Here is a 23,672-nt window from a genome sequence, read left to right as displayed (position 1 = left end):
CATGGTATAAGGACCGGCATCTTAGAAGCCCAATTCACTGCTTGCAATACGTTCAACCGATGCAGCGCCATGTCACCTCCCACCCGTCAACTTGTGTTTCATGGCACGCATCCGACCACATTGCTGCTGGTCCATCTGACGGTGTTGGCAGTCGGTCTGCTGCTGGTGGTGGCCCTGTCTCGCTATGAGCGACGGCTGTTATCACGGCCACTCGGAATGTGTCTGCTCAGTCTCAGGCTCGCCGTCTTTGTCGTGATCTTTCTCACCCTGTTACAGCCGACAATCAGTTGGACGCTTGAGAAGACAGAAACGAACCGGATCCTGGTCGGAATCGACCTTTCTGAAAGTATGACCACGATCGACCTCCATGCGACGCAAGGGGAAAAGCTGCGAGTCGCTCGGGGGCTGGAAATGGTGGGGAACTCCAGAAACGAAGCACGGATCGAACGCTGGCAGGCCGCTTTTGACTCGGGCCAGCAGCCTGACTGGGTTGACGAGGAGGAAACCGACGATGAAGAACGCCGTGCAGCGCTCGCGAAATCCCGGCGTGACCACTTACGGGGAATCTTTGCCGAAATCGATAAGCTTTCCCGCATCGAGATTGCCCGGCGGCTGCTCGTTTCAACCCGGAAGCCGGTCCTTGATGAACTGGAAAAACTGGGGCACGTCGAATTGTTCGCCTTCGCCGGAAACGCCGAATCCCTCGAACGGAGATTGCTGGACAAAGACCTCGAACTTCCCTTTGCTCAACTCGAACCACAAGCGACGGACCTCTCGGTCGGGATGCAGCGAAGCGCCCAGGGGCAGGGAACCGTCTCAGGAGTGATCCTGCTGACAGATGGCCGCGACCACGCCCACCGGAATCTGACTTCCGTTGCGTCGTCCCTGAAATCCGCCGGCACACCCGTCTATCCTGTCTTGCTGGGGTCGAGCTACCGTCCCAGGGATGTCGCGATCATTTTTCTGGAACACCCGCAAGTGGTCTATAAAGGTGACCACCCCCGGCTACGCGTCACGGTGTCGACGACCGGCTTTGAAGGGAAGTTGATCGAGCTTGAACTGGTCTCGGAAGACGATCCCGACGCTGTTCCGATCAAACAGACCGTGACCGGGAATTCGGGGCCTGTCATCGCCGAATTCGATCTCGATGCCGAGCAACTGGGACGCCACGGTTATATCGTTCGAACACCGGTGCTCGACGACGAAACGAGAGACGACAATAACAGTCGCAGTTTCAAACTGAACGTCGTCGACGACCGGGCGAAAGTACTGATCATCGAGGGTGAGCCTCGCTGGGAGTTCCGGTACCTGAGCACGGCGCTGGAACGGGACGAACGGGTCGATCTGCGTCAGATTCTGTTTTCTCAGCCCTATCTGGGGGTCCTTCCGGAACCGTTTTTTCCGAGTCAACTCATCCTGCCGGACGATCCCCAGAATCTTGAGGCGTCGTCCTTTGCCGATTGTGATCTGGTCATCGTCGGCGATGTTTCGCCCGAGCAATTCTCTGAGGCTACCTGGAACCTGCTGCTGAAATTTGCCGTCGAAGGGGGAACCGTCATCCTGTCGGCGGGACAACGCAATATGCCTTTGTCGCATCGCTCGACCGCGTTGGAACAGTTGCTCCCCATTTTGCATCCGGCTGCAATCAGTCTTGCCGATGCGACTCAAGAAGCCTCTCCGCGCAATCGTGGCCTTCCTCTGCAGCTAACGGCGGATGGCGAGCAGCAGTCGATGCTGCAGTTTGCCCCCGATCTGGGGGACAACATCGGTATTTGGAAGGGTTTGCCCGGCCAGATGTGGGCCATCCTGGGGGAAGCCAGACCCGGAGCGACGGTCTGGGCGACCACCCAGGTCCCCGCCGGTCGGATCGATGGACTGAACACCGACCGCAAGTTCGGGATCATGATTCATCAGTTTGTCGGCGCGGGTCAGGTGGTCTGGCTGGGCATCGACGGGACGTGGCGCTGGAGGTACCGCGTTGGTGATCAATTCCACCATCGTTTCTGGGGGCAACTGGCGCGGTGGGCGGCCACCAACAAGATGTCATCAGGAACGGATTTCGTTCGATTCGGGACAGAAAAAGCAAACGTCGAGATGGGGCAGCCCGCTGTGGTTCGTGCCCTGTGGACGAGGGAGTTTTTGTTGAAGCATCCACAACTCCAGGCCCGGGCTGAGTTCTTCCGGCCAGACGATCGCGACGATAAACCGACCAGTGTGGTTGAACTGAAGCCAGCGTCGAAACAACCTCTTCAGCACGAAGGGCAGATCGCTTCACTGGCAGCGGGAGAATACCGAGTCAAGCTCGCGACCGATGGGGGGATTCTGGGGCAAAAGCCGATTCAGACGACGATCTTCGTCGATCAGAAGGAGAGTCTGGAGATGAGTGACGTGAGCAACAATCAGATTCTCCTTGCTCAAATCGCAGAGGCAAGTGGTGGTCGTTTGTTTCTGCCGGATGAAGTCCACAAACTGCCGTCGATGTTCCGCAAAGCCGAGGAGACGACGTCACAGTATGAAGAAATCACACTCTGGGACCGCTGGCCCTGGCTGATCATCGTCTTCAGCCTGCTCACAACCGAATGGGTGATCCGCAAAATTAATGGCCTGCCGTGATCGTCAGCTGGCCGCGGAATCTCGCGGTCCCAGGAAATCGTCGATCACGCACCACAGGCCCGCAGCGTTTCGTCAGGGGGGCGCGATCCCAGCAACGCGGTCAGGAAATTTTGGAATTGCGGCGTGTCGATTGCTACGATTTCTTCGATCGGCGCAGCTTTCGCCGACTCGATCGTGCGGCCGTGGCATCACGCGGGTGACGGTGATACGTCGTCCAGCGTTGCCAGAGGATCTGTGATCTCCAGTGAGGAAGATTGAGCCATGACGCAACTCACTCCCGAAGGTCAGCGGACTGTCCAAGAATTATCGGACCGCCATGGATTCAGCCCGGATGCCGTGACAGAAATGTTGCTGGCGCTGCGGAATGGAAACGGCTCGATGGCTCAGTTCAGCCATTCTGAGTTCGGGGGCTCGGGCCAGTGGATGCGCGGCGGGATGATCATGATCGGCGATCTGTTCAACAACGGACTGAAAGGCCGCGTCGATGCGTTGTGCGTTGATATCTCGAATCTGCTCACCAATGAACCAGGCTTAGTCGGAAGCGGCAGCTTTCAGCATCAATCGCAGTCGAGTGGTGACCACCAGTCCCACCAGTCGCAATCCGCGAATACGTCACCTGCGGATCACGCTGTTCCGGGTGACTCCCGCTTGTTCCGGGCAGATCCCTCCTCGAACTGGTGGCCAGCGGAATTGGGGTCGCCGACCGCTTCCGGAAGCCAAAACCAGATGCGCTACGCCTACTTTGCGAACCCGCGACGACTGGCCGTTGACGCGGGAGGCGAAGTTTGGGTGTACGACACGCAGGACCATCAGATCGGCGGCTTTGCACAACAGCAAGGGGGAGACCCGTCGATTTCGTTCACGAGTCAATACGGCAAAGTGAATCTGGCGACGCTTCCCGTCATTTCACGCAACGGTCAGACGGTCGGAGCCTCGGAGGCAACGACACGATCGAATGCGGGGACGAATGAAGCGCTCGCGCCAGGTTCCGGTGCACCGACGGACATCTATCAAGCGATTGAAAAGCTGGCGGCCTTGAAAGAGAGTGGGATTCTGACCCCGGAAGAATTCACTACGAAGAAGGCGGAACTGTTGGCGCGGCTCTGAACCCGGCCCTACCTGAACCTCAGGCTGCTTTCGTGTCACCTGAACTTTCCGCAGGGGGTGCGAGCTGTTGCGGAGCGTTGTCTGTTGGAGGTCCGGCGTCCGTGCTGAGGACCTCTTCTTCCATGATCAAGGCCAGGCCTTGAACGACCGCTGGCGGATTTGCGGGGACTTCGGGAACCACTTGCTGCGTGTGCAATCGGAACCGCCGGCTGAGCGACTCGATCCGGCGAATCTCTTGTTCGAGATAATGAACTTCATCCTGCTTTTTCTCGAGCCGAATCCGTAGCGTCTCAATCCGCCGTTCTGGTGAGCCCCCGAACAGACGTGCGATACATTCGAACGTCACCACCGATTGCCACGTACGAAGGGCGACACCGCGCAGTCGATACAGATTGGCGGCCTTGGTGACCTGGTTGAGCCTGAGATGATGCCCCAGCTGCATTGTGGCGAGGAACCCGAAAATTGGCAGCAGGATGATCAGAACTTCCAGGAAATGCTCTTTGCAGTAATCCAGCTTACTGCGAGAGATCGCCGCCATCACGATGAATTCGGCAGTGAAGGCCGACCAGATTAGACCGCTTGCCGCTGCCGTCAAGTCGGCGAAGAGTTCATCTTCCGCAACACGCTGGGCGAAAACGTATTCGGTGAGCAGCAGCGGCAGAACCAGCAGCGCCATGATGACCATGGGAATGCGCAGGGCGGTCTGTATCTTCCGCTCCAGTTCGTACCCGACGCGCTGCCAGCCTAAGTACGGAAGCCAGATTCGCTGATTGGTTTCGTGGTCGTGAGCCGCCAGTCGCAAGGGCGGAAACAGCGCATAGACCCAGTGATATCCCCGATCGCGACTCTGTAAGCGTGTGGCCCAGTAACAATCGACCCAGTACGCCGGATACAGTCCGACGAATCCAAGCAGGCAGCCCGAGACGATCGCTACCTGTTCAGGATGATCGATGAAATGGAACACACCTGCCAGCAGAAGCAACGAAAGGATCGACAACCAGAACATTTCTGGTGCAGTCCGTTCGTCCCAGCGGCGCAGTTCAGCACCGTCTGACTTCGCTGCAGGTTTACCGAAGTTCACAAAGGCATCCTTGCCGGGTGAATCAAATCCTGGCGGATTCTCTCACGGGGCGGCGAATGCGACAAGAGGGGTATTGCCCTTGTTTTCGCTCCTTTTGAAGCGGATTCACGCCAGAATCGCCGATCACCACATCACCAGTTTGCCATCCAGTGTGCGGATATTGACAGTGGTGCCCGCTTCGATCGGCGGCGGCACGTCCTTCTTTTTCGAATTCAGCACCAGGGAACCGGATTGATTGCCGTCGAGTTTGATCGTTCCAATCTGGGTCCCCGTCACGAACACTGCGAGTACCGTGCCGGGAGGGAGTGGCACGTTCGTGACTTCGATTGTGGTGATCTCCTGATCGGGTCGCCGGGCTTCGTTACGAAAGGTGACGTAACGAGCAGATCCTGATGCGGCAAAGTGACCACGGCATCCGACGAGGGGAATGCGTGTGTCCGCTGCCGATGCGAAGTTGACGAATCCGATTGAGAGCGAAAAAAGAGCGGCAAAATAGATACGAAGCTGCGAAAAACGAAGAGTCATAGGTGCCCCGAGAAGTGGGTAGTGAAGTGACGGACGAAGCATAAGAAGGAACTGTTTTGAATTCCATGAACTGACGGTCAGATTCTTAATAAAATCTGAAATCTGTCGCTTCGTCCGCTCTTCTCAACCACTACGCCTTCAATTGCAGCAGCTCTTTGTAGAGATGGTGTATGAACAGAGCGTTGTCGCACTGCAGGTACTGCATCGCTCCCCCCATTCGAGAATAGCTTTTGCAGAACCTCAGGTAATACGCGGGATTCGTCTTGGGTGGTTCGCCCTGAGTCCAGTCCCAGCCCCCGCCATCCTGAAGATCGACCACGTAAACCCGATGTCCGGTCACAATGGATTTGCCCGACTGCAGCCGCAGGTTGTTGACGCAACTGAGACTCTTTTCAAACACCTGAGGGCCCATAATGGCGGAACCTACCGACAGTACGACGCCGCCGTCCAGTTGGTCCACCGAACCCCCAAACAGCTTGAAGTCCCGTTCTGCGCCGCGACCAATCGCCGCTCCGTTGAAGACGGGGTGATTCGAGATAATGTCGTAGCCGATTCCCGGGTGGATCGTCACGGGGATCCCATGGCGGTAAGCCTGAGCAAGAATCGAAGCGTACTTCCAGCGGTGTTCGACAGTCACACGTCCTGTGGCCCACCCCTGCTGCTGAATCGCCTGCAGCAGGTCCGCCCGGGCTGGTGTGAGCGGGTCGGACGGTGACGCAACAATGGCATCCGTCAGTGCCTGAACCGTGGGCAGGGTGACCCCGTCTTCATGGATCAGTCTTCCGAGCGCCTGTCCATACCCCAACCCGTCCAGGGCTCCCGCCATGATGGCCAGATGAATGTTGGTCGCTGTTTCGTGCCACGTGCCAAAGGTGCCGGTCCCGACGTTCATCTCGACGCTTTCGGTCGAAGCACCGAACCAGGCATATTCCCAGTCGTGGATTGTCCCCGCCCCGTTCGTGGCCAGATGTGTCAGCCACTTCTGTTCCATCATCCGTTCCAGAATCTTTGCGGTACCGTTCCGGAGCAGGTGAGCTCCATAGATCAGCATCACCGCCGCGTCCCGTTTGCGTGCGGCGAGCAAGCTTTGGGCACAGTCCTTGATCAAGGGGACCAGGCGTTCAGGGCAGGGTCGGGGTTCGGAATCGGGGTCAATCAGGATCTCATCGGCACGGGTCAGGCTCTGCCGCTCCGACAGTGGAAACACTTTCAGTTTGCTGAGATCGAGTGGTTTGACGGACATGGGACTACTTCTTGAATGACTGATCGCTGTCATACACGAACCAGACGCGGGGACGTGCTGTAAAGCCGAAGTTCGGTGTTGCAGGCGGGGTTTTACTGAACCGACAAAGTCAACGTAAGGGCGCACCCCAATCAAGCCGTACCCGCGTGATTCCGTTGACCCGCCGGTCGATCTTGATCGACAAGTCGTTTCCGTTTCGTACGGCGAATGTTTCGCCGAGCGAAACAGAGCTGCGGCGCGGGCCCGGTGACACTCATCGTCGCACCGGGCCCGCCGAGTCTGATCGGTTTGCCGCTGATTTCAGAGCATTGCAGCGGCAGTGAATCTTCATCAATCCCGGCAGACGGCCATGGCTTCGATTTCGATGAGCAGGTCTTCGAATGCAAAACCGGATACGCGGATCGCTGTCACGGCAGGGCCAGGCTCGGGATAGAATTCCTTCTGGATCTCGGCGATGGTTTTGCGAGTCTCTTCCACTTGAGCCCAGTCGCCGGGGGCGTAGTAATAGATGTAGAGCTTGGCAACGTCGGATTCGTCCAGGCCCCCTTCTGCAAGCACATTATGGATGAACTGGAAGACATTGCGAGTTTGCGTCGCCATATCCTTGCCGACCGCCTTCGCCCGATTGTCGGCCGAAATCTGTCCACCGATGAAGGCGAGATTCCCGATCTTCCACCCCTGTGTGAATTGTGTATTGGGGATGCTCCAGTCCCAGTGGTTATCTGGCTGCAGCCGCTGTTTTTCTTCGCCCAGAACGCCGATCCCTTCGACCTGAATCAGTTCCTTTGACTGAGGAAACCCAGTGATCCGCAGTCCGGCTCCGGCGGCCGAGGGGACCGACATGTATCGCCGTCGGACGTTTGTCATCTTTTCCCAATAGTCCGTGACCTGGCGTCCCTCGCCAAAGAAGCGGAAGTAGGTGTTCTGGCGCATCAGGCTGTGCCGATCGCCTCCCGCCAGCCTGAGCATCGTGTCCAGATTGCGGAAAACTTCGTCTGTCTGGATCTCGATATCGCCATCCCCCAGGATCTCTCCCCGGTCGTTGAGCGAACGCTGTCCGCTGACAAAGATCATGTCGCCGACCTTCCACCCCTGAGAAAACGGCAGTTTCTTTTCCCAGTTCCAGTGGCCCGCAGGCGTCAGTCGTTCCTTCTCGGCACCAACCACTGCCCAGGCGTCGACCAGAATCAAAGCCCCCTCGCGATCGAGGTTCACGCGGATTTCCGTCGTCGTCGGGCCGGGGTCTTTGAAGTAAGGGATGCGGACTTCGTCAATATCGGCCAGGCACTGTGCCACCGTCGCGTCATCACCTTCGCAGAAGAAGTAGATGTTATGTTTGACGACATCGTCCATGGTCGCCCCGGCCAGGGCCAGGGCTTTCTTCATTGCTTCGAAGGCATTCCGTGTCTGCGTCTTGATATCGTTCCCGACGATCTCGCCCTGGTCATTCAGCGACATCTGGCCACCCACGAAGATCAGGTTGCCCGCTTTCACCGCCTGCGTATCGTTGCTGCTGCTGGTGCCGGAAAACGAGTAGAATTCTTTGCCCACGGAAGTTCCCTCAGAAGTGAATAGAGTCGCCCGGATTGGTTCCCATTCCCGCAGCAGAGGGCCCGATATACGGACACAGGAAATGCCGCACGTGAAATGTTCGCAGGATGAGAACTCGCGCAGCAGATTTTCTCAATCGTAACCGACCGGAAATCTGAGTTTGTGCGGCAGATGCCTCTTTCCGTTATCCGAAGCGACGCTCAAATTCGACACGGTACTCAGCCGGGAAATGACTCACGGGGGCCATCTCCCGAAAGGAGCGTATCCCGAAACGAGAGAGTGCAGATTGCCCTGCGCCCCCGCCGCTACCTTTGATGTCACGTCTGCGCAGGAGCATTCGTGGTTGGTGATGGAGAACTCAAGTTCCGCAGAACGTACGATAACCACGGTCGTCGGGTGAAGGTTCCCGGTACTTCTCGTTCTCCGGACTGAGTTCGAAAGGCTTCTCCAGCACGGCCAATAAACGGTGCAGTACCGAGAAATCGTTTTGGTCTTCGGCGGCGGCGAGTGCCTCTTCGACCCGGTGATTGCGGGGGATCACAGCGGGGTTCGCGGATCGCATCTGTTTCATGACGACATCTCGCGGGCGGTTCTCCTGCTGCAGTCGCTGCTGCCAGCGGGTGTGCCATTCATTGAATTCCGCTTGGTCAAATAGCGGGTTCGCGGGAAGCTCGTTGTTCGAGAGATCGCGGAATGTGTTCGTGAAATCGGCCTGCGCGGACTGCATCCAACTGAGCAGTGACTGGACAAGTTCAGCATCGGACGGGTCGGACGATTGTAAACCGAGTTTCGCACGCATCCCCGCCAGCCAGGCTTGGGTATAGACTTCCGGGAAGGTCGCCAGGATTTTCGTCGCAATCGCGATGGCTTCTTCTTCTGACGGCGAAAACAGGGTCAACAGGGCCTCGGCGAGTCGGGTCAGATTCCACTGGGCGATAGCGGGCTGGTTGACGTACGCGTAGCGGCCCGACTGATCGATCGAACTGAAGACTGTTTCCGGCTTATAAGTATTCATAAAGGCGCACGGACCGTAATCGATCGTCTCACCACAGATCGACATATTGTCGGTATTCATCACGCCATGCACAAACCCCACCAGTTGCCAGCGTGCAATCAACCGGGCCTGTCGATGAAGGACTTCACGGAAGAAGTCCTGGTAAATCTCAGGTGACTCATTCAGTTCGGGGTAGTGACGCTGGATCGCATAGTCAGCGAGTTGCTTGACCGGCAACTCGTCCTGCCTCGCGGCAGCGTACTGAAACGTACCGACGCGGATATGACTGGCGGCAACGCGCGTCAGGACCGCGCCCTGCAGTCGCGTCTCTCGAAAGACGTGTTCGCCCGTAGTGACGACCGCCAGACTGCGCGTCGTGGGGATCCCCAGCGCGGCCATCGCCTCGCTGATGATGTACTCCCGCAGCATGGGGCCGAGAGCGGCACGACCGTCGCCGCGGCGCGAGAAGGCCGTCGGCCCCGATCCCTTAAACTGGATGTCAACGAGCTGACCTGACGGTGTACGGTGTTCTCCCAACAGGATCGCGCGGCCGTCTCCCAGCATGGTGAAATGAGCGTACTGATGACCGGCATAGGCCTGGGCCAGCGGCTGAGCACCCGTCGGGATGACCTGACCTGAAAAGAGGGCCGCGAGGGTTTCTGGCTTTGCATTCGCCAGATTCAGGCCAAGTTCGGCAGCCAGCTTCTGATTGACGATGGCCACACGGGGAGCCGCAACCTTCACCGGTCGGGATGAGACATGGAACAGCTCGGGCAGTTGTCCATAGGTGTTGTCAAACTGCCACCCGAGCGAATCGAGTTCGGTTTCGATCTCACGTTCGTCTGTCATGTCGTTCCTTCTCTCGTGTCGCCTTGAAGAGACGAATGTCCCGGCTGCAAAGCTCGTTCACCTGCCAGCCCCATGCCGATGATCAACGTGCCGGGGATCATCGGCGATCGGACGGTTGTCCGCCAGAGAGTCACCTGCGGGGGCAGAGCGTTGGTGTGCGAATGATGTTCCTCGCACAGGGATTGTCTGCCCTTCGCGAGGTTTTCATTGATTCTCTGAGGACAAACCTCATCTGAGGCATCCCGAGGTGACGGGGGGGCGCGACCCGGGGATGCCATCGTGGCGAACGTCACGAGATGAGCATGTTCCCCTGGACCTCTGCGGCTCCCTCAGCCACGTCGAGCAGGCGATCGACTGCACCACTCAGGATGTTGCCCGCCACCAGGTTGGATCCTTTTCCTTTGACTCGAATCGCCTGCGACATCGCAGGCTGCTGACGTCGATCGGCGATCGTGTTATTCGAGACGCGGCATCGGGTGCAGTCTTCCAGTTCCACACCCCGGTGCAGGGGATCCAGAATCTGACAATCCGAGACCGAACTGTCTGAGCAGCGGACGAACGTGATCGCGGCTCCCGAGTCCTTCGAACCGGCGCACAAACGCTGAGTTGTCAGACTGCTGACCACGATATTGTCGGAATCTTCAAACCGAATTCCGTCCTTACGGGGCTCATTGTCCAGACCACGCCACGAAAAGGCATTGCCAGTCACAACGATGCCCGAACAGGCCTGACCATAAACGGAAAGATCGGCCGAATCGTAGATCGTGTTCCCCGTGACCGTAACGCGCGACACGTTCAGCAGTTCTACGGCGCGCCACTGACTTCCCAGCACATTTCCGGTGATATTAATCAGATGTGCGGTATCGGCTTTTTGAGCTGGAGGAGTGTCGGCGGGCTGAGGTCGCTGCACGGCCGCACCCAGAACGCGGATGTTCGCTCCTCGATCCTGCAGGGTTGCTTGAATCGTGTTGCCGCTGATGGTGACTTCGCTGATGATCCCGTCTGTGGCGTCGAACAAGATCTCCGAGCCGCCCGGATGCTGATCTAGAACGTCAGCCGGAATCTTGTCGCCTCCGGCTGTCAGATTGTTGTACTCGATGTCATTTCCCACGATTTGCAGATTGTGGACATCGCCCCCCAGCGACTTGATCCCTGCGACTTTGTTCCAACTGATGTGGCACCCGTGAACGATGATCTGGTGCAGATTACAGCGGTCGAGAAACAATCCAATCTCGTGATTGTCGTAAAGGTTGGAATCGGCCAGCAGAAAATCGCGATTGCGTTCGACGAGATGGACGGCGATCCGGCATTGGCGGATCAGTACCTGAGAGACGACGCACTTCATGGTCTTGCGGAGTTCAATGCCGACGGACTCGGGGTGCTCACCGACAATTTCGACGCCGTTAATCGTCGGAAATCGCTCTTTCTCCCAGGTGTGTGGCTGGACTGTCCGGGGCGAGGCCGTTCCTTGATGATCACCGATCACGCGAATGGCGGGGCCGGGGCCTGCCATGACAATCTTCGACGTTCCTCCTTCACCTCGAACGCCTCCGAATCCCCGCTTCGTCAGATCAAGGATCAGTGGCCGGGTGATCCGGTATGTCCCCCGGTTCAGTCGCAGCACGCCGTCACCGGCATCCAGCGTGTGCTGCAGCGCTGACGTGTCATCAGCAACACCATCCCCAATCGCCCCAAAACCGAGAACGTTCGACATTCGAGCAGCCCCCTTGAACTCATTGACTACGCATCAAGTTGTTGACAATAAATGGAAAACGCGTTCCCACGGACGTCAAACACTTTACGGTGTTTCGCCGGACAATCGAATCGAACCACGGGAGATGGTCCAAGTCATTTTCCTAAAAAGTAGTGCTGTCGATCCCGCGACAGGAAAGCCGAATCGCCATCTCTCACGCCGCTTTTCCAACGCCCGGACCAACGTCACTCCCGACTACCAGCGATGGGAATGACCGCCCGAATCGTGCCATGCGTCCGATGGGAAAAGTGCAGGTAGTCGGGGAGGTTTCTGATGTCACCAAGTTGCACCCTGTTTGATCATCACGACGCAAACGGATATCGTTCTGGGCGATGAGCTGTACATCGACGCTGGGTGCAGGACTCGGGGCGTCATGTCTTAAACTGAGAACCTTGGGTTGTCTCCGGGCACGAACCGCCGGACTGTTGAGTAACCAAACCATGCACATCGCTGTACGACGTATCATTGTGATTCTCTGCTTCGTCGCGGTGGGAACAATCTTCGCCTGGCGCTGGTGGAACGAACAGGTGGCTGCATCCCAGATGGTGGGGATTGCTTCCGCGAATGGACGGCTGGAAGCAGTTCAGGTCAACGTCTCTGCCAAAGAACCGGGGCGGATTGTTGAGGTCCTGGTGAACGAGGGGGATCTGGTTCAGCCTGGTCAGGTGATGGCCCGCATCGACATTGAGACATTGAGCGCGGACCTCAGCAAAGCAAAGGCTGATCTGGCCGAGGCCGAATCGAACGCGACCGTGGCCAAGTCGACGATCGAGAAGCGTGAGAGCGAATACAAACTGGCAGACCTCAACTATGCCCGGCAGAAGGATCTGTTCGAAAAGAAAATCTCGACGAAGCAGGACTTCGACGAGGCGGAAAGCGACGTTAAAGCCAAACGAGCCGCTCTCGAGGAAGAACGTGCCAAGCTCGAGACGATCGCTTTTTCGGTGAAAAGTGCGACGGCGGTAGTGCAGGGGATTCAGACCCGGATCGATGATTCCACGCTCACTTCCCCCGTACTGGGACGCGTCCTCTACAAACTGGCTCAACCGGGAGAAGTCCTTCCTTCAGGGGGGAAGGTACTGACGCTGCTGGATCTGTCGGATATCTACATGGAAGTCTTCCTACCCTCGCAGGAAGTGGCTCGGATCCGGATCGGTGCCGATGCGAAGATCACACTGGACGCCCTGCCTGGCTATTCCGCCTCGGCACGGGTGAGCTTCGTCTCCCCGGAAGCGCAGTTCACGCCGAAACAGGTCGAGACCAAAAGTGAGCGGGATAAGCTGATGTTTCGCGTCAAGATTCAGGTTCCGCACGAAAAAGTGCTGCCCTACATCGACCGGATCAAGACGGGGGTTCGCGGCGTGGGCTACGTCAAACTGGATGACGACGTCGAGTGGCCCCCCTCGCTGCAGAAGCCATTTCCTCCGCCACGTCCTGCCAAGCCTGCCGAATGAACAGGACGGAGTACCGAATCTGCCCTTGGGTAATTGTGCTGCTTAATGTGGCGGAGGATGCGAGTCCGTGAGTATTCCCAAAGTGCCACCTGTCGAATCAGGCCTTGCGACCAGTGCCGCGGTGCCCGTTGTTTCCGTTCGGAATTTGACCCATCGTTACGGGCGTACCGTCGCGCTCGATGGTCTCAATCTGGACATTCCGGCAGGTCAGATGATTGGACTGATCGGGCCTGACGGCGTCGGCAAGTCGACCCTGATGGGACTTGTCGCTGGGGCAAAGAAGCTTCAGTCAGGCGACGTCACCGTTCTTAACGGTGATATGCGGGACGCCGGCCACCGGGACAACGTCTGCCCGAAAATTGCCTATATGCCTCAAGGCTTGGGGAAAAATCTGTATCTCGAACTCAGCGTTTTCGAGAACATTGACTTTTTCGCCCGACTGTTTGGAGTTCCGAATTCGGAACGAAAGCACCGCATTGACACGCTGCTCAAGGCAACCGGGCTGGCACCGTTCCCAGATCGACCAGCGGGCCAGTTGTCGGGAGGGATGAAGCAGAAAGTCGGTCTGTGCGGCGCGCTCATCCATGATCCTGATCTGCTCATTCTGGATGAACCGACCACGGGGGTGGATCCCCTCTCGCGACAACAGTTCTGGAAGCTGATCGATGAAATCCGGGGTAAAAGTCCGCAGATGAGTGTTCTGGTCTCGACCGCCTACATGGACGAAGCCCAGCGGTTTGACTGGATCGTAGCGATGGACGCGGGGAAGGTGCTGGATACGGGAACTCCTCAAGAGATCATGGACCGCACGCGGACGAGCAACCTCGAAGCGGCCTTCGTGGCGCTGCTACCCGAAGAAAAACGGGGGGACCGGCAGGAACTGGTGATTCCGCCGCATGTTCCGACCGGGGGCGAACCGGCAATCTTCGCACGGCATCTGACGCGCCGCTTCGGGAAGTTTGTCGCGGTGAACGATGTCAGCTTTTCGATTGATAAAGGGGAGATTTTTGGCTTCCTCGGTTCCAACGGATCGGGAAAATCGACCACGATGAAGATGCTCACCGGCTTGCTTCCCGCCTCTGAAGGGGACGCAAAGCTGTTCGGCGAAACGGTGAACGCGGGGAGTATTGAGATCCGGAAACGGGTCGGATACATGTCTCAGGCGTTCTCACTCTATGGAGAGCTGACCGTCCGGCAGAACCTGGCGCTCCATGCCCGCCTTTACCACCTGCCGACGTCCGAGGTCGGGAAGCGTATTTCAGGCCTGGTCGAGCGGTTCGGCCTGGTCGAACATCTCGACCATTTGTCAGACCAGCTTCCGCTCGGTCTGCGGCAGCGTTTGTCGCTGGCCGTTGCCGTTCTGCACGAACCCGAAATCCTGATTCTCGACGAACCGACCTCCGGCGTTGATCCGATCGCGCGAGACGAGTTCTGGGAACTGCTGATCGATTTGTCACGCAAAGACAACGTCACAATCTTCGTCTCGACCCACTTCATGAACGAGGCCTTGCGCTGCGACCGGATCTCGCTGATGCACGCGGGGACTGTGCTCGCCTGTGATACACCTCAGCGACTGATGGAAACCCGGCAGACAGACGATCTGGAAGTGGCGTTCATCTCGTACATCGCCGAAGCGGAAGGGGAACTCGAAACCGCGCGCCAGCAGGCCAGCCCGGCGGCCGACGATCACGCCTCGAGTGGGCTCGCGGCCGAATCGGTTCCCGGGGGATCGGTGCAGCTGGCAGCCCACCAGGTGGGGTCACGCGTGTCGCTGAACCGCATGCTGGCCTACAGCCGTCGCGAGGCGCTGGAAATCCTGCGTGATCCCGTACGTCTGGCGTTTGCGTTCATCGGGTCCGCCTTGCTGATGTTTGTCTTCGGTCTGGGAATTTCCATGGACGTCGAAGACATTCCGTTCGCGGCGATGGATGGGGATGACACCCCCGAGAGTCGTGCTTATATCGCCCAATTTGAAGGTTCCCGGTACTTCCTGCGGCGAGTTCCGGCGTCAAGTGCGGACGAAATGCACCGACGGTTGATTGCGAACCAGATTCAGGTCGGGATCGAAATTCCTCCCAACTTCGGCCGCGAAGTCAAACGGGGCGGTGTCCCGGAAGTTTCAGCTTCGGTGGATGGAGCCAATCCCAGTCGGGCAGAAACCATCAAGCAGTACGTCGAAGGGGTGAATGCGAACAGCGTGTCCGAGTATGCCAGTCTGCAGCCGGAAGGGGGCACCGCCGCGAGCCAGATCTCGGCCGACATTCAAGCCCGGTTCATGTACAACCCGACCTTCGAGAGTATTTATGCAATTGTGCCCAGCGTTCCTCCCATCATTCTGATTCTGATCCCGTCGATCCTGATGGCCGTCAGTGTGGTGCGCGAAAAGGAACTCGGATCGATCATCAACTTCTATGTGACTCCCACGCGGAAGGTTGAGTTTCTGCTGGGGAAACAATTGCCCTATGTCGCTATCTCGATTGTGAACTACGTCATTCTGATTCTGATGTCGATCTTTATTTTCGACGTTCCGATCAAGGGCAGTTTCATCGGCCTGACGCTCTGTGCTTTGGCGTATGTGATCGTGACCACAGGGATCGGAATGTTGATCTCGACCTTTACATCGAGTCAGGTCGCTGCCGTGTTTATCACGGCCATTCTTACGATCATTCCCACAATTCAGTTTTCAGGCATGCTGCAACCCGTATCGACACTGGAAGGTTCTGCCAAGATGTTAGGGACGATCTGGCCCACGACTTACTATATGCATGCGAGTGTCGGAGCGTTCACGAAGGGTTTGGGACTGGGGTCGCTGCTGCTGGATCTGGTCGTACTGCTGGCTTTTGTTCCGGTCCTGCTCAGTATCTGTGTGGCGGCCTTACCGGGACAGGAGAAATAATGGGTCGGCACCTGTCAAACATCTTCTGGTTAGGAACGAAAGAGTTTCGCAGTCTGCTGCGTGACCCAGTACTGGTCGCGTTCATCATTCATGCGTTTACGTTCTCGATCATTACCGCCGCGCGAGGGGTCTCGTCCGAAGTCAATAATGCGTCGCTGGCGTTTATCGACGAGAATCATTCGACGCTTTCGCGCGAACTGATCGATGCCTTTTATCCACCCCGTTTCAAGCGACCGGTCGAGATCGCACCGGCGGAAGCCGATACGGGCATGGATCGGGGACTGTATATGTTCGTCGTCGCCATTCCCCCCCGCTTTGAAGAGGATCTGATTGCCGGACGCCGGACCGAAATTCAGATCAATATCGACGCGACAGCAATGAGTCAGGCGAGCATCGGAGCAGGTTACATCCGCAACATTATTACTCAGCGGACGTCGTCGTTCCTCCGGCGCACAGACAATCGAGTTTCTGCACCCGTGAATCTCGTCGTCACCAAGGCATTCAATCCGAATGGTGAAACGTCCTGGTTCACCAGTGTCGTCATGATTATTAATCAGATCACGACCATTTCGGTCATTCTGACCGGTGCCGCGCTGATTCGCGAACGGGAGCGGGGCACGCTGGAACACCTGCTGACCATGCCCTTGACCGCCTATGAGATTGCATTGGCCAAAGTCTGGGCAAACGGTCTGGTGATTCTCTTCGCAGTCGCCACGTCGCTGGGGCTGATCGTGCGAATGACGCTGCATGTGCCGATCGCCGGTTCACCCCTGCTACTCATTTTTGGTGTGGTGCTGTATCTGTTCTTCGCGACCGCCCTGGGGGTCTTTCTCGGGACCCTCGCCCGGTCGATGGCGCAGTTCGCACTGCTGGTCATTCTCACCAACATCGTGCTGCAATTGCTTTCGGGAGGAACCACTCCCGTCGAAAGTCAGCCAGAATGGCTGCGCTACATTACTTTTTTCTTTCCGTCCCGTCACTTCGTGGCGTTCTCCCAGGCAATCATCTTTCGAGGGGCGGGGCTGGAGACCGTGTGGCCTCAGTTCGCAACTGTGGCCGCCATCGGAATCGTTTGCTTTGCCTTCAGCATGTCGCAGTTCCGTCAATCGATCTCCGTCAGCCGATAGCCGGTTCACCCCGAGGGGGGGGCGTCGGGCCTGGGAAACGCGGCGGAAGGTGGTGTCCAGTTGGACTTCGCTGTCCAATTTCCGAAACCAGTTCTGGGAAATCTGACCTCACCTGAACTGCCTGTATGTACATGTTGTGTGCGGTATGCTGCGCGAGGATTCTCTTAACTTATTCAGTACATGTAGCTTGCGCTTGTTCAAGCTGCGTGCCGCAAGATGCCGTCAAATCTGCGCCGACCCGAACCAGGGGGCCTGAAAGACGAAATTATGTTTCTCAAGCGAGTCTCATTCCGATAAACTACCATTCATGGGTGGAGTGAGATTCCTCGATTTCCCTCCTCCGTACTGGTTACCAGTGCGCAATGCATTCAAGAAGAGTTGGTTAAAGCTGTGCGACGAAGTCTACGAAAACCCTGGTCCGTTGCTGTTGCGGTAACAATGATTGGCGCTGTGTCCCTGAGTCTGTTCGGGGCGGTCGATCATTGTCATGCTGCCGACGATGACTCGTCCGTCGTCACGTTCGAATCCGACATTCAGCCGCTGCTGACGCGCTACGGCTGTAACTCGGGTCCCTGTCACGGCAAATCGCGCGGCCAGAACGGTTTCGCGCTGTCGCTGCTGGGATTCGATTCGGACTTCGACTATGCCGCCCTGGCGCGTGAAGGGCGAGGGCGACGAGTATTTCCGGTCGCCGCAAAAGAAAGTCTGCTGCTGAGAAAAGCCGTTGGGCAGATTCCTCATGGTGGCGGCAAACGGTTTGAAATCGACAGTCCTCCTTACAACGAAATTGTCGCCTGGATTCAGGGAGGGATGCTGCGGACTCCGGAGGACGCCCCTCAACTGGTTCGCGTGCAGATTGAACCGTCGAGCTACTCGTTGGGACCCAAAGAGCAATTCGCCCTGCGAGTGATTGCCGAATACTCAAACGGGTTTCGTCGCGATGTGACAGAAGCCAGTGCCTATCAGACCAACGATAAAACGATTGCGGCGATTGCTCCCGCCGGGGACGGCATCGTGCAGGCAGGGCCCATTCCGGGCGAAGCGGCTATCATGGCGCGGTACATGAATCACATTGCCGTCTGCAACGTCACGATTCCTCTGCCGGGGAACGTCCCCGATGAGGCCTACGCGCAGCTTCCGGTGAATAACACCATCGATGAATTGGTATGGAAAAAGCTGAAGCTGCTGGGGATGCTGCCATCGGCTCCCGCGTCTGACGCAACCTTCCTGCGGCGGGCGACGCTGCGGATCATTGGACGAATTCCGACGCAGGAAGAAACCAAAGCATTTCTGGCTGACACAAATCCGGATAAGAAACGGATCCTGATCGACAGTCTGCTGGAACGGCCCGAATACGGAGATTTCTGGGCCAACAAGTGGGCCGACCTGCTGCGTCCCAACCCTTACCGGGCAGGGATCAAATCGGTCTGGAACCTCGATGCCTGGCTTCGCGAAGCTTTCCGCCAGAACATTCCCTACGACCAGTTTGTCCGTGAACTGCTGACCGCTCAGGGAAGCACCTGGAATAACGGAGCGACGGTCATTTTCCGCGACCGTCCTGAATCGATCGAGATTGCCTCGTCTGTCAGCCAGTTATTTCTGGGAGTGCGGCTGGAATGTGCCAAGTGCCACCACCATCCGTTTGAAGTCTGGAGCCAGGATGATTTCTATGGCTTTGCCTCCTTCTTCTCTCGGGTTGGCCGCAAGGGAGAAGGCCTGTCACCCCCGATTTCGGGTGGTGAGGAGGTCATTTTCACGAGGCCTTCCGGTCAACTGCTACATGGTCGCACGGGATTGCCGGTCGCTCCGAAAACATTGACGGGTGTTCCCCTGACCCTGGGGCCGGAAGATGATCCGCGTGAAGTCCTCGCGGCCTGGATTACGGATTCGTCCAATCCCTACTTCCCCAAAGTCATGGCGAATCGGATCTGGTCTGAAATCATGGGGCGCGGACTGGTTGATCCGGTCGACGACCTGCGAGCCACCAATCCCGCCACGAACGAAGCATTGCTCGAACATCTTTCGCGGGAGTTCCAGCAGCAGGGCTACGATATTAAGAAGCTGATCCGCACGATCGCGAACTCGTACGTCTTCGGGTTGAGTTCTGTACCGACCGAGCGGAATGTCTCTGATGTCAAAAACTTCTCACGGTATTACCGTCAACGGATGCGGGCTGAGGTCTTGCTGGACGCCGTGAACGATGTGCTGGGAGTCGAAGAAGAATTCTCGGCCATGCCGCCGGGGTCACGGGCCATGCAGTTGTGGACTTACCGGGCTTCGTCAGTCTTCCTGGATACCTTCGGTCGGCCGGATTTGAACCAGGATCCCCCCTGCGAACGGTCATCCGAATCGACAACTCCTCAGATTCTGCATTTAATGAATTCACCGGCTTTGAATCGAAAGCTGAGTGTTGATACAGCTCGACCTGCGAAGCTGGCCGCCAGCGACAAGTCGAACGCTGAGATTGTCGATGAGTTATATCTGCTGATTTACAACCGCAACCCGAGAGAAGAAGAACGATTGGCGGCGTTAGAGTATCTACCCGAAGGGGATCAACGACGACGCGCGATCGAGGATCTGTTCTGGACGCTGATCAACACACCCGAGTTCTCGTTTATCGACTGAACTGACTGATTAAAAAGAACATCTTAAAAAGAACATCGGATAAGCCAGACACGAGAGAAGGAACCCTACATCCATGACGATCAATCGAAACTGCGAAGGTATGAAACGTCGCGACTGCCTGAAGCTCGGTTTGGGCAGCCTGTTTGCTGGCGGATTCGTGGATGCACTGCGGGCTCGCGTGGGGGCCCATGAAGGTGCCTCCGCAATCGCCCCGGTGAAGACCAGTTGTATTCTGGTCTGGCTGGATGGCGGCCCCAGTCACTTCGAAACCTTCGATCCCAAGCCAGATGCTCCGTCAGAAATTCGCGGCGATTTCCAGCCGATCCAGACCAAGATTCCCGGTGTCCTGTTCTCGGAGAATATGACGCGACTGGCCGCCATCAGCGACAAGCTGACGGTCATTCGCTCGGTTCGTCATGACCAGAACAATCACGGTGCGGGAAACCACTACATGACGACGGGGGCTCCGACCCGAATTCCCGTCAGTTGTGGTGCGTTCGTCAGTTTCCATCCCAGCATGGGATCGGTTGTCTCGTATGAACGAGGAGCGAAAGACGGACTGCCACCGTACTTCTCACTGCCGGAAATGGCCCGTTCAGGGGGACCCAACTTTCTGGGGGCTCGTCATGCTCCATTCGTGATCAGCGACGATCCCAACAACGAGAAGTTCAGCGTTCGCGATGTCACGATCCCTCGTGATCTGGAAGACGCTCGAGCGTTAAGTCGACGCAGTATGCGGGCCAGGCTGGACCAGTTCGTCCGTTATCACCATGAAGCGGCCGGGGATCCGGTCGTGGGGACCGACGAAAACTTCCAGCAGGCTGTCTCGCTGATGACATCGGACGTCGCCCAGCGCGCGTTTGAAATCCATCGCGAATCCGATGAAGTGCGACAGGCCTACGGTCGCAACTCATTCGGTCAGCAGGCACTGCTCGCACGCCGCTTGATCGAAGCGGGAGTCCCCTTTGTCACCGTTTACAACGGGGGATGGGACCATCACTCAGATATTTTCCCCGCTTTCCGAAAGAAGGGGCAGAATCTGGATTCAGTCGTTGCCACGCTGATCGATGACCTGGATCAACGTGGTCTGCTCGAAACGACGCTCGTTCTCGTCATGGGAGAATTCGGACGTACTCCGGCGATCTCCACCTTGCCGGGATCGGCGACACCGGGCCGTGATCACTGGTCGAGTGCCATCTCGATCCTTGCAGCCGGTTGCGGGACTCCTCGCGGTCAGGTCATCGGAGCGACTGACCCACGCGGCTATGCAGCCGTGGAAAAGGTGTATGCCCCTGAGAATCTGGTTTCCAGCGTATATCTCAAGATGGGAATCGATCCGGACAAGATCCTTTACAACGGTGCAGGTCGGCCAACACACCTGGTCAGCGATTCTCGCCCCATCGCGGAATTGATGTAATTGAATCGGACTGGGGCAACCTGTCGGTGAGGACGAGTGACTGTTATGACCTGTCGGTATCGCGATCCTGCTCAGCGTTTTTTGTCGAATCAAACTCGAACTTCGTGCGGAAGTCGGCTCGGAAAAGCCAGTCAGAGGTTTTTCCTGGGGGCCTGCCTGGGCCTGGCTTTTTGCTTCGCCCCGGCGGCGGAGGCGGCCCCACCGACACTGACGCACCTGTTTCCGGCAGGGGGCCAGCGCGGATCGAAGGTGGTTGTCACCAGTGCCGGCACGTACAACTGGCCGGGAGTAAAGATCTGGGCTCCGGGGGTTGAAGCGGTACCGACAGCCGAGTCGGGCAAGATCGAGATCACGATCCCGGCTGACCTGATGGCCGACCGGGTCTGGATTCGTTATTACGACGCGGAAGGAGCTTCGGCTGTTGCTCCATTCCTGATCGGCAGTCATCCTGAACTCACCGAGACCGAGCCGAATAATCGATTGGGGGACGCGACGAAGGTCGAGCAGCTTCCCATGACGGTGAACGCCGCTCTGAAGGATGGGGCAGATGTCGACAGTTATGCCGTTCAATTGACCGCAGGTCAGACGCTGGTTGCGGCCGTTGATGCTAACACCCGTCTCGGCTCTCCGATGGACTCGATTCTGCAGGTCGCGTCTCCGGACGGAATCGTACTGGCCGAGAATCATGACGACTTGAAGCTGGACCCCCGGCTGACATTCACCGCCCGGAAGGACGGAACCTACATCGTCCGCATGTTCGCCTTTCCATCCCAACCGGATTCGTCGATCCGGTTCACGGGGGGGGCCCATCTGATCTACCGGCTGACGCTAACGACCGGACCTCTGGTGACTCATGCCGTGCCGTTGTCGGTCCCGCTGTCCGACCCGGGCCAACCGAGCATCGCTGGGTGGAATCTTCCCGCGCAGTCCCTGTTGAACGTGGTTCCATTCGGGGGGGCAAGGCTGGGTGATTATCAGGAATACGAACTGAGCGATGACCTGCGCCGCTCACCCGATGCCCGCATCGGTTTTGCCTCCCTGCCCGATTTCTCGCTGGCAACGCGGGTCCGTCTGACACCCTATCCCGCGGTGACGGATCAGCCTTCGCTGGAAGACCGCGAACCGTTCCCGGTGACGGTTCCCGTTTCTCTGACAGGTTGCCTGAAGCGGCCGAAGGTTCCAAATCGCTATCGACTTCCACTCCAGAAAGGACAGCAGATTCTGATTTCGGTCGAAGCCCGCAGTCTGGACCTGACACTCGATCCCGTGTTAACCCTGACCGATCCGACCGGGGCTGTCGTTGCCGACGTGGATGATTCGGGACCCACCAAAGATTCGATTATCGGACATACCGCGGCCCACGACGGGGACTACATCGTCACGGTGGGAGATCGCTTTCGGAAAGGTGGAGACCGCGCTTGGTATCTGCTGACAATCCGGAACGAGCAGGCGGACTTCGAAGTTTCACTGGCCAGCGATTCGATCGTGCTGGAACCGGAGAAGCCGACGGAAGTCACCGTCAAGATTATCCGACGGGCGTCCGCGGCTGAGGCGGTGGGACCTGTGACAATTCAGGCGGCCGGGCTTCCGACCAGTGTCACCGGATCTGCGGTGATCTCTGAGCCGTCTGGTCCGAGCGCAGGAGAAGTGAAGCTGACGCTGACTTCCAATGGCGAAGCGTTTTCAGGTCCAATCCGGATCATGGGGACTACGACCATGCCGCGAGAGATTGAACGATCCGCCAGGGTGCCCGGTCGCCTCGGAGTTCAACTCGATTCTGTCTGGCTGACGGCGACCAAGAAGCCAGAGTAAGTTGCCGGGATCATCCGGGCAGTCTGGATTCGGCCTCGCGACTTTCCATGTGAGTGAATCAGGAGCATGGAAAGTCGTGCGTCACGGCGTGACTGTCCCGGATTTTCCGGTGCTCTCGTTCTCTCCATAAAAATACGAGAAGCCGCTCCGTCTCTGGTCGAAACAGAGGAGTCTGACGCAGTGGCAGGTCTCCCGATGGGTTCTTCCTGCACGATGGACGTGACAGAGCCAACCGCGGCCAAGGTGTCCGTTTTCCATCTTTGCCGCGCAGTGTGTGTTGCAGGGGGGCGATCCGGCCTCTCGGGACGCGGTCGCGAATGCTCCGAATTCGTGCGCGCCTGTGTCGGAAAGTTTGCTTTCAACCGTCGCTCAAGTGTTGGAGCCTGAGGCTCGCCCTACGGTCAGATTGCGTCGTCACCCCAGGTCTGTTTGTCGGGCTAAGAGCCCTGCAGAAGTGGCCGTTTCGCCGGGACCGGACGCACACTGAGCGGGTTGAAACCGATGCGGCCCGTGCCGGACGAGACCTTTTCGGTTCCGGGTGTCGGCACTGACTGACCCCAATCTCTCGTGGAAACGATTTTCGAACTGCCAGTCCGCTTATCGCTGCGTCTTGCATAAGCCGCTC

At 57.7% G+C, this 23,672-nt stretch carries 15 protein-coding genes; 9 read left to right on the top strand and 6 right to left on the bottom strand.

What is annotated here, in order from left to right:
* Positions 1-69: 69 nt before the first annotated feature.
* Both ACGY09_RS05240 and ACGY09_RS05235 read left to right on the top strand, forming a co-directional pair.
* Complete coding sequence (locus ACGY09_RS05240) at positions 70-2,613, top strand: hypothetical protein (RefSeq protein ID WP_397570743.1); 2,544 nt, start codon at positions 70-72, stop codon at positions 2,611-2,613.
* A gap of 261 nt (positions 2,614-2,874) precedes the next feature.
* On the top strand, positions 2,875-3,720 hold the full coding sequence (locus ACGY09_RS05235) for an SHOCT domain-containing protein (RefSeq protein WP_397570742.1): 846 nt from the start codon (positions 2,875-2,877) through the stop codon (positions 3,718-3,720).
* A 19-nt stretch (positions 3,721-3,739) separates the two neighbouring features.
* Here the strand turns inward: ACGY09_RS05235 and ACGY09_RS05230 are convergent, their stop codons facing one another.
* The 6 genes from ACGY09_RS05230 to ACGY09_RS05205 all read right to left on the bottom strand — a co-directional run bounded on the left by ACGY09_RS05230 (position 3,740) and on the right by ACGY09_RS05205 (position 11,677).
* On the bottom strand, positions 3,740-4,801 hold the full coding sequence (locus tag ACGY09_RS05230; RefSeq protein WP_397570741.1) for a hypothetical protein: 1,062 nt from the start codon (positions 4,799-4,801) through the stop codon (positions 3,740-3,742).
* Positions 4,802-4,924: 123 nt separating this feature from the next.
* Positions 4,925-5,326: a hypothetical protein gene (locus ACGY09_RS05225; protein ID WP_397570740.1), complete on the bottom strand. Its 402-nt coding sequence runs from the start codon at positions 5,324-5,326 to the stop codon at positions 4,925-4,927.
* Positions 5,327-5,456: 130 nt separating this feature from the next.
* Positions 5,457-6,569, bottom strand: coding sequence for a hypothetical protein (locus ACGY09_RS05220; protein WP_397570739.1), 1,113 nt, complete (start codon positions 6,567-6,569; stop codon positions 5,457-5,459).
* Between the two features lie 330 nt (positions 6,570-6,899).
* Entirely contained in the window at positions 6,900-8,120 is a 1,221-nt protein-coding gene (locus ACGY09_RS05215; protein WP_397570738.1) for a RidA family protein, read from the bottom strand.
* Between the two features lie 358 nt (positions 8,121-8,478).
* Positions 8,479-9,963 (bottom strand): YdiU family protein, encoded by a 1,485-nt coding sequence (locus ACGY09_RS05210; RefSeq protein WP_397570737.1) that lies wholly within the window; start codon positions 9,961-9,963, stop codon positions 8,479-8,481.
* A gap of 289 nt (positions 9,964-10,252) precedes the next feature.
* Complete coding sequence (locus ACGY09_RS05205) at positions 10,253-11,677, bottom strand: right-handed parallel beta-helix repeat-containing protein (RefSeq protein WP_397570736.1); 1,425 nt, start codon at positions 11,675-11,677, stop codon at positions 10,253-10,255.
* 124 nt (positions 11,678-11,801) lie between these two features.
* Between ACGY09_RS05205 and ACGY09_RS05200 the strand changes: the two genes are divergently transcribed.
* The 7 genes from ACGY09_RS05200 (at position 11,802) to ACGY09_RS05170 (ending at position 23,047) form a co-directional block, all read left to right on the top strand.
* The gene (locus ACGY09_RS05200) at positions 11,802-11,930 is read left to right on the top strand and encodes a hypothetical protein (protein WP_397570735.1); all 129 of its coding nucleotides are present in this window, start codon (positions 11,802-11,804) and stop codon (positions 11,928-11,930) included.
* 226 nt (positions 11,931-12,156) lie between these two features.
* Positions 12,157-13,170 (top strand): HlyD family secretion protein, encoded by a 1,014-nt coding sequence (locus tag ACGY09_RS05195; RefSeq protein WP_397570734.1) that lies wholly within the window; start codon positions 12,157-12,159, stop codon positions 13,168-13,170.
* 67 nt (positions 13,171-13,237) lie between these two features.
* A complete protein-coding gene (rbbA, locus tag ACGY09_RS05190; RefSeq protein WP_397570733.1) occupies positions 13,238-16,066 on the top strand; it encodes a ribosome-associated ATPase/putative transporter RbbA in 2,829 nt (942 codons plus the stop codon).
* Complete coding sequence (locus ACGY09_RS05185) at positions 16,066-17,193, top strand: ABC transporter permease (protein WP_373651329.1); 1,128 nt, start codon at positions 16,066-16,068, stop codon at positions 17,191-17,193. The genes rbbA and ACGY09_RS05185 overlap by 1 nt, the downstream gene beginning before the upstream one ends.
* Before the next feature lie 450 nt (positions 17,194-17,643).
* A complete protein-coding gene (locus tag ACGY09_RS05180) occupies positions 17,644-19,818 on the top strand; it encodes a DUF1549 and DUF1553 domain-containing protein (RefSeq protein ID WP_397570732.1) in 2,175 nt (724 codons plus the stop codon).
* A 73-nt stretch (positions 19,819-19,891) separates the two neighbouring features.
* Positions 19,892-21,235, top strand: a complete 1,344-nt coding sequence (locus ACGY09_RS05175) for a DUF1501 domain-containing protein (RefSeq protein WP_397570731.1) — start codon at positions 19,892-19,894, stop codon at positions 21,233-21,235.
* Positions 21,236-21,280: 45 nt separating this feature from the next.
* Positions 21,281-23,047 (top strand): PPC domain-containing protein, encoded by a 1,767-nt coding sequence (locus tag ACGY09_RS05170; protein ID WP_397570730.1) that lies wholly within the window; start codon positions 21,281-21,283, stop codon positions 23,045-23,047.
* Positions 23,048-23,672: the final 625 nt, after the last annotated feature.

The organism is Schlesneria sphaerica, from assembly GCF_044336245.1.
GTDB lineage: Bacteria > Planctomycetota > Planctomycetia > Planctomycetales > Planctomycetaceae > Schlesneria > Schlesneria sphaerica.
The sequence above is the reverse complement of the archived record's forward strand: the minus strand, read 5'-3'. Positions and strand labels throughout refer to the sequence as shown.

Coding starts and splice junctions, on each gene's coding strand:
- ACGY09_RS05220 (WP_397570739.1), bottom strand. CDS start 6,569: ATGTCCGTCAAACCACTCGATCTCAGCAAACTGAAAGTGTTTCCACTG.
- ACGY09_RS05175 (WP_397570731.1), top strand. CDS start 19,892: ATGACGATCAATCGAAACTGCGAAGGTATGAAACGTCGCGACTGCCTG.
- ACGY09_RS05235 (WP_397570742.1), top strand. CDS start 2,875: ATGACGCAACTCACTCCCGAAGGTCAGCGGACTGTCCAAGAATTATCG.
- ACGY09_RS05240 (WP_397570743.1), top strand. CDS start 70: ATGTCACCTCCCACCCGTCAACTTGTGTTTCATGGCACGCATCCGACC.
- ACGY09_RS05225 (WP_397570740.1), bottom strand. CDS start 5,326: ATGACTCTTCGTTTTTCGCAGCTTCGTATCTATTTTGCCGCTCTTTTT.
- ACGY09_RS05185 (WP_373651329.1), top strand. CDS start 16,066: ATGGGTCGGCACCTGTCAAACATCTTCTGGTTAGGAACGAAAGAGTTT.
- ACGY09_RS05170 (WP_397570730.1), top strand. CDS start 21,281: ATGACCTGTCGGTATCGCGATCCTGCTCAGCGTTTTTTGTCGAATCAA.
- ACGY09_RS05195 (WP_397570734.1), top strand. CDS start 12,157: ATGCACATCGCTGTACGACGTATCATTGTGATTCTCTGCTTCGTCGCG.
- ACGY09_RS05200 (WP_397570735.1), top strand. CDS start 11,802: ATGGTCCAAGTCATTTTCCTAAAAAGTAGTGCTGTCGATCCCGCGACA.
- ACGY09_RS05210 (WP_397570737.1), bottom strand. CDS start 9,963: ATGACAGACGAACGTGAGATCGAAACCGAACTCGATTCGCTCGGGTGG.
- ACGY09_RS05205 (WP_397570736.1), bottom strand. CDS start 11,677: ATGTCGAACGTTCTCGGTTTTGGGGCGATTGGGGATGGTGTTGCTGAT.